The following is a 6,257-nucleotide window of genomic DNA, read 5'->3' as shown; positions in this document are numbered from 1 at the left end:
TGCTCCAGTGTTTGATTTCTTGCGTCTTCTTTATCCATGCGTTTAAGACAACGGCGAATCAAAAAGTTCAAACTTTATCGTGCCGGATCTATAGTCAGTGCTGAAGATGCCAAAAAACCACTGTCAGACAGCCAAATATCCAACATTCTTTCTCAACAGGGTATTGTTGTGGCTCGTCGAACGATTGCAAAATATCGAGAGTCACTGCAAATCCCGCCCGTTAGCCTTCGTAAATCAATCTAAGTAAAAGGAGCAGCAAATGAACCTGACGATTACCGGACACCACCTAGAAATCACCCCTGCTATTCGTGATTATGTAAACGCCAAACTGGAAAGAATCACTCGCCATTTTGACCATTTAATTGACGTCAATGTCACATTGACCGTTGAAAAACTGGTTCAAAAAGTTGAAGCCAACTTGCATGTCCGTGGTAAAGACATCCATGCCCAGGCAGATGATGCCGACATGTATGCCGCCATCGACAGTCTGGCAGACAAACTGGATCGCCAGGTCATCAAGCATAAAGAAAAAAATGGTGACGTTCACCGTCAGACTGGCGGGCTGAAAGAAGAACTGCCAGAATAAACCATGGGTTTTATCGCCAAACTCCTGCCCCAGAGCAACGTCATGGTTGATCTGGATGCCAGCAGCAAGAATCAGCTTTTCGAGCAAGCTGGCGAACTGTTTGAAGCTAACAGCAAGCTGAGCAAACGTGCAGTTATCGATAGTTTTATTTCACGTGAAAAGCTCGGCTCAACCGGACTGGGGCAAGGGGTGGCGATACCCCATGGCAGAATCAAAAACCTGACTGAAGCCGTGGGCGCGTTTTTCAAACTCCAGCCCCCTATTGCGTTTGATTCACCAGACAACATACCGGTTAGTCTGGTTTTTGTCTTGCTTGTCCCCGCACACGCAACCGACCTTCATCTGGAGATTCTCGGAGAACTGGCCGAAATGTTCTGCGACAAATCGTTGCGCGACAAACTCCTGGCTAGCCATGATGTTCAGGAAACATATCAATTACTTACACAATGGGTTTCCCATGACGCAGATAACCGTACGACAACTTTATGAGGACTCAAAGGAAAAGCTTGAGTTAAACTGGGTTGCAGGCAGAAACGGTGTCGACAAACTCCTCACTTCAGATACCGTACAAAAACTTTCCCTTGCACTGATCGGTCACCTGAACTTTGTCCACCCCAATCGTGTTCAAGTACTGGGGTGTGCTGAAATGGATTATTTGCACAGCCTTAACAGCGATGCATTGAAGAAGGCAATTGACAGTCTGTTTTCCACTGAACTCGCTGCTATCATCATTGCGAATAACGAAAAAGTACCACCATCCCTGCTGGAAGCTTCAAACAATACCCAAACCCCACTTTTCACTTCTCCAAGCCCAAGCCCGGAACTCATGAGTTTTCTGCGCCATTATCTGGCTCAGGTACTTGCTGCATCTGTTACCTTGCACGGCGTATTTCTGGAAGTAATGGGTATGGGCGTTCTGATCAGCGGCAGTGCTGCTATCGGGAAAAGTGAACTCGCTCTGGAACTCATCACCCGCGGCCATCGGCTCATTGCTGATGACATGGTTGATCTGTTTCAAGTTGCTCCTGATACCCTGGAAGGTCGTTGCCCCCCTATGCTGGAAGGCTTCCTTGAAGTACGCGGCCTGGGCATTTTGAGTATTCGTACATTGTTTGGTGAAATAGCAGTCAAAGCCAAAAAGAATCTCAAACTGATTGTTCACCTTGAAAAACCTGCTGACAAGGGCATGACAGACATGGAACGGCTTGAAATGCATTCCTCTACCGAAACCATTCTGGGCATTGATATTCCCAAAGTTCGGATTCCAGTAGCCGCTGGCCGAAATTTAGCCGTGCTGGTTGAGGTTGCAGTGCGTAACCACATCCTGCATTTACGCGGAATAAACAGTGCAGAGCTGTTTATGGAACGGCAACAGCAAATGATTCTAGGAGAAGATTAACCGGCAAGACTTTTCACAAGCAATAAACTCCAGTATCCTAAAACCTTTAAGCCCTTTCTGCTTCATACCAAATGCAACTCATACTGATTAGCGGATTATCCGGTTCCGGCAAGAGTATCGCCCTGAATGTCCTCGAAGATGGCGGTTACTACTGCGTAGACAATTTACCAGCAAGCCTGTTGCAGGATACCATCGACTTTCTTGATGAAAGTGGTTACGACCACGTCGCTGTCAGTATTGATGTACGAAGTGGCAAGAGCCTGAATCAACTACCTCACCATATCCTAGAATTGAAGCAAAGAGGCATTGATGTACGAGTGCTGTTTCTGGAAGCGCATACAGATACGCTGGTCAAACGCTTTTCCGAAACACGTCGACGCCACCCCCTGAGCACAGGTGACCGGTCATTAACCGAATGCATCAAGCTGGAACGTGAAATGCTGGATGATATCGGGGAATCTTCGCATCGTATCGATACCAGTGAATTGAGTTCAAATACCCTGCGGGCGTGGATCAAGGACATTATCGCGCTGGACCGCTCACGATTGACATTATTATTCCAGTCCTTCGGTTTCAAGCATGGCATTCCGCTGGATGCGGATCTGGTTTTTGATGTACGCTGCCTGCCTAATCCGCATTACGACAAAAACTTGCAGCCCTTAACCGGAAGAGATGCGCCGGTTATCGCGTTTCTTGAAAACATTCCTGACGCGCATTACATGCTGACGGATATTCGCGATTATGTTGAAAAGTGGCTTCCCTGCTTCATCCGGGACAATCGCAATTACCTGACGGTAGCTATCGGCTGTACCGGAGGGCAACACCGCTCGGTTTACTTTTCTGAAAAACTCGCTGAATACTTTCATGATCAGCAACAAGTGCTGGTGCGCCACCGCGAGCTGTCATGAACTTGCTTAAACTGGTTAAACCCGGTGACTGGCTGGTTTTGCTTGCAGGCATGTTAAGTGTTGTATGGTTATTCAACAGCATATGGCAAAGTGGCAGCGGTAACAGGGTCATTGTCCGCAGCGGCGGAAAAATCATTGCTGAAACCAGTTTATTCCAAGAACAAACCATCCACGTAAATGGCCCGTTGGGAACCAGTATTATCGCCATCCAGAACCATCGTGCGCGAATCGCTTCTGACCCCAGCCCCCGACAATACTGCGTTAAACAAGGCTGGCTTTCCCGTAGTGGAGAATCTGCCATCTGCCTTCCCAACCAGGTTAGCCTGGAAATCACAGGCGCAAAAAAATTGTATGACTCACTTACCTACTAGCTTTGTCACCACTATGAGACAAACCCAGACATTGAGTGTCTCCCTTCGTGCTAGCACGGTAAGCTGATCATGCAAATTAAACTGATCGCCACCCCAGAAGATCATCACATTGCCAAAATGGCTGCACTGGCTATTGGCCTTTCGGTGGCTGAGGCCGCGATTCCCTCACCCTTGCCCGGTATTAAACCAGGGCTGGCAAACATCATTACACTTCTGGTATTGCAGCGATACGGCTTACGATCAGCCATTTGGGTTTCCTTATTACGCGTGGTTGCGGGCAGCCTGATCCTCGGGACATTTCTTTCCCCCTCATTTGCATTGAGTCTATCCGGGGCGCTCCTCAGCCTTGTTGCATTAGCGTGCATGCAGTTGCTACCCAAACGCTTATTTGGACCCGTCACACACAGTATTTTCGCCTCATTCGCCCACATTACCGGCCAGCTGGCCATAGTCTACCTTTGGCTCATTCCTCACGCAGGTATCGCGTACCTAATACCCATTTTTGCAGCTGCGGCTCTGCTATTCGGCACTGTTAACGGCCTGATTGCCGCTCAGTTATTAACAACAAAAGAAACAGACTTCATTCAGCCACAGAGCAGCATCGTATGAAACTACTCTCACTGGTTTTACTGCTGCTTTCTTTTCAGGCACATGCTGCTGACTGGATGGCCGTCCAGGTTGGCACGGGAAGCGACCAGTATTATTACGACCGCTCCAAGATTTTCGTGGGTGGCGATGAAATCACCTACTGGAAAAAAGCCGTTTTCCGCCAGCCACAACCCACTAAAACACAATATGCAACCAGCGGTTTGTATCGGGAGCGCATCAATTGTACTGAACACACCCTTAAACTCATCAGTTATCTGCTCTATGCCGCAGATAATAGCCTGATTGAATATGTGGCCAATCATGAGGGAGAAGCCTCCCCCATTATTCCCGATTCGCTGGGTGATTTGTTTGAGAAAAAAGTGTGTGCCATTGTTTTTCAGCGGCAAGAGGAACAGCGCCTAAAAAAGGCTGAAGAAGACAAACGAAAAATGGAAGAAGCGCTGAAAAAAGCCGAAGAGGCGGCCAAAAAAGAAGCTGCCCAGCGAGAAATTGATGCGGCAAAACCCCATACAGACAAGCCACTTAAAAATGGCAGCCTGCCAACTGACAAAAAGCCCATTTCCATAGAGGTAGTGCCCGTCACCCCCAATGCCGCCCCTGTTGATCCGGCAAAACAAAATCCATAGGCAGGGTGGATCGCCCAAGAAAACTTGAGCATCCTCTCACAGTCCCATACAATAAAGTCAACTTAACTCAACCAGCACCTCGCAGCCTTACCGGCCAATAACGGATGAACCCACCCAAAACCATCACGCTAGCTCTCACCGGTGCTTCCGGCATGCCCTACGCCATGCGTTTGCTGGAATACCTGCTACAGCACGGCAACAAAGTTTATCTGCTGTACTCACAAGTTGCGCAAATTGTGGCCAAGCAGGAAATGGATTTGACGTTACCCTCCCGCAGTCGCGATCTGGAAACTTATTTATACGAACGTTACCAAGCCCCGCAAGGTAGTTTGCGCGTATTTGGCCGGGAAGAATGGTTTGCCCCCGTAGCCTCCGGTTCCAACCCTGCTGACGCCATGGTCGTTTGCCCCTGCACCATGGGCTCACTGGCTGCAATTGCAATGGGATTAAGTGACAACCTGATTGAGCGGGCCGCCGATGTCATGCTGAAAGAAAACCGCAAATTGATATTGGTCCCCAGAGAAACCCCTTTTTCGGCCATCCATCTTGAAAACATGCTGAAACTTTCCCGCCTGGGTTGCGTTATTCTGCCTGCAAATCCAGGCTTTTATCATCACCCTCAAACGGTGCAGGATCTCGTTGATTTCGTGGTGGCACGCATACTGGACCACGTCGACATTCCCAATGACCTCATGCCGCGTTGGGGAGAAACACCAACCGATCAAGAGTAAACAAGTTACATGACTAAAATGGATTCCTGGCTACGCCAAAAACTCCCCCTGCTATTTGATAAAGAAAATAATGTGGAAACCCTGACTATACCGATTTTCCCGCTTAACACCGTTTTGTTCCCTGGCGGCATATTGCCTTTGCGCATTTTCGAACCAAGGTATATGGACATGACCAAAGCCTGCATGCGCGACAAACTACCTTTTGGCATATGCCTGATCAAAGAAGGGGAAGAAACCGGTACGCCAGCCATACCGGAAGCCGTAGGCTGCCTAGCAGAAATCACCAATTGGGACATGCACCAACAGGGAATATTGAATCTCACTACAATTGGGTTGCAGCGCATCAGCATTCAATCCCAGAAAACCAGCAAAGAAGGACTGATCACCGCCAAAGCTTTCAAAGTCAGCATAGAACCAGCCCAAAAAGTACCGGAATCACTCATGCAATGCGTCAATGTATTGCAAAACATCATCACCAAAGTAGGCGAAGACAAATTTCAATCACCCCTGCAATATGACGATGCAGCATGGGTAGGCTACCGCCTTGCCGAGGTGCTGCCGCTCAAGCTCAGCGCCAAACAAAGCATGCTGGAAATGAATGACAGCATTACGCGATTGCAGATATTACAGAGTTTCATGAAACAGCAGGGGCTGTTAGGCTGATTTACATTCCATTTCATGTTCATATTCAACTGTGTGTGGCGACAAACTTCGCTTCGCCCCCCCTTTTCAGCCATCTACCCCATTATAGCTAAAGGTCAGAAAGCCACAACAATCAACCATCAGTATTACTACACACGTGGTTAAACCAGACTACGCAAGCCAAAAATACACTGTTTGCTTTTAGTCCACTCCAGAGAGTTAAAATCATTCAGTTCAGTCACGGTAGCGCAAATTAAGATTTCGTTCACGTTGGGTTTCATTTTATTCAACCCAACCTTGTATTATTCCTTTGTATCAAATTTGACGGTATTGTGTAAAAGCACGAACTATCAAAAAAAGTGCAGTAAGTCTTGAGGGGCACCTC

General features: G+C 48.0%; 9 protein-coding genes and 1 pseudogene. All 10 read left to right on the top strand.

Annotated features, from left to right (window positions below; genetic code table 11):
• Positions 1–90 precede the first annotated feature (90 nt).
• Positions 91–243, top strand: a pseudogene (locus tag EDC63_RS18170) (RNA polymerase factor sigma-54); the annotation flags it as partial.
• 16 nt (positions 244–259) lie between these two features.
• Complete coding sequence (hpf, locus tag EDC63_RS18165; RefSeq protein ID WP_124946094.1) at positions 260–586, top strand: ribosome hibernation-promoting factor, HPF/YfiA family; 327 nt, start codon at positions 260–262, stop codon at positions 584–586.
• 3 nt (positions 587–589) lie between these two features.
• A complete protein-coding gene (locus EDC63_RS18160) occupies positions 590–1,075 on the top strand; it encodes a PTS sugar transporter subunit IIA (protein WP_124946095.1) in 486 nt (161 codons plus the stop codon).
• Complete coding sequence (hprK, locus tag EDC63_RS18155; RefSeq protein ID WP_124946096.1) at positions 1,044–1,985, top strand: HPr(Ser) kinase/phosphatase; 942 nt, start codon at positions 1,044–1,046, stop codon at positions 1,983–1,985. The genes EDC63_RS18160 and hprK overlap by 32 nt, the downstream gene beginning before the upstream one ends.
• A 71-nt stretch (positions 1,986–2,056) precedes the next feature.
• A complete protein-coding gene (gene rapZ / locus EDC63_RS18150) occupies positions 2,057–2,893 on the top strand; it encodes an RNase adapter RapZ (protein ID WP_124946097.1) in 837 nt (278 codons plus the stop codon).
• Positions 2,890–3,264 (top strand): NusG domain II-containing protein, encoded by a 375-nt coding sequence (locus EDC63_RS18145; RefSeq protein WP_124946098.1) that lies wholly within the window; start codon positions 2,890–2,892, stop codon positions 3,262–3,264. Before rapZ ends, EDC63_RS18145 begins: the two co-directional genes overlap by 4 nt.
• A 69-nt stretch (positions 3,265–3,333) precedes the next feature.
• Positions 3,334–3,873: a Gx transporter family protein gene (locus EDC63_RS18140; RefSeq protein WP_124946099.1), complete on the top strand. Its 540-nt coding sequence runs from the start codon at positions 3,334–3,336 to the stop codon at positions 3,871–3,873.
• Positions 3,870–4,499 (top strand): surface-adhesin E family protein, encoded by a 630-nt coding sequence (locus EDC63_RS18135; RefSeq protein WP_124946100.1) that lies wholly within the window; start codon positions 3,870–3,872, stop codon positions 4,497–4,499. Before EDC63_RS18140 ends, EDC63_RS18135 begins: the two co-directional genes overlap by 4 nt.
• Before the next feature lie 104 nt (positions 4,500–4,603).
• Positions 4,604–5,230 carry a flavin prenyltransferase UbiX gene (locus EDC63_RS18130; RefSeq protein ID WP_124946101.1) on the top strand — a complete coding sequence of 209 codons (627 nt, stop codon included), beginning with the start codon at positions 4,604–4,606 and terminating at the stop codon, positions 5,228–5,230.
• A gap of 9 nt (positions 5,231–5,239) precedes the next feature.
• Positions 5,240–5,893, top strand: a complete 654-nt coding sequence (locus EDC63_RS18125; protein ID WP_223248251.1) for an LON peptidase substrate-binding domain-containing protein — start codon at positions 5,240–5,242, stop codon at positions 5,891–5,893.
• The last annotated feature ends 364 nt before the right edge of the window (positions 5,894–6,257 follow it).

It is taken from the genome of Sulfurirhabdus autotrophica, assembly GCF_004346685.1.
Lineage (GTDB): Bacteria > Pseudomonadota > Gammaproteobacteria > Burkholderiales > SMCO01 > Sulfurirhabdus > Sulfurirhabdus autotrophica.
Note: the sequence above shows the minus strand (reverse complement) of the source record. Positions and strands in the feature narration are given on the sequence as shown.

What these genes read in the sequence shown, in the direction of transcription:
- EDC63_RS18130 (WP_124946101.1), top strand. Translation starts at nt 4,604, where the DNA reads ATGAACCCACCCAAAACCATCACGCTAGCTCTCACCGGTGCTTCCGGC.
- EDC63_RS18140 (WP_124946099.1), top strand. Translation starts at nt 3,334, where the DNA reads ATGCAAATTAAACTGATCGCCACCCCAGAAGATCATCACATTGCCAAA.
- EDC63_RS18145 (WP_124946098.1), top strand. Translation starts at nt 2,890, where the DNA reads ATGAACTTGCTTAAACTGGTTAAACCCGGTGACTGGCTGGTTTTGCTT.
- EDC63_RS18160 (WP_124946095.1), top strand. Translation starts at nt 590, where the DNA reads ATGGGTTTTATCGCCAAACTCCTGCCCCAGAGCAACGTCATGGTTGAT.
- hprK (WP_124946096.1), top strand. Translation starts at nt 1,044, where the DNA reads ATGACGCAGATAACCGTACGACAACTTTATGAGGACTCAAAGGAAAAG.
- rapZ (WP_124946097.1), top strand. Translation starts at nt 2,057, where the DNA reads ATGCAACTCATACTGATTAGCGGATTATCCGGTTCCGGCAAGAGTATC.
- hpf (WP_124946094.1), top strand. Translation starts at nt 260, where the DNA reads ATGAACCTGACGATTACCGGACACCACCTAGAAATCACCCCTGCTATT.
- EDC63_RS18125 (WP_223248251.1), top strand. Translation starts at nt 5,240, where the DNA reads ATGACTAAAATGGATTCCTGGCTACGCCAAAAACTCCCCCTGCTATTT.
- EDC63_RS18135 (WP_124946100.1), top strand. Translation starts at nt 3,870, where the DNA reads ATGAAACTACTCTCACTGGTTTTACTGCTGCTTTCTTTTCAGGCACAT.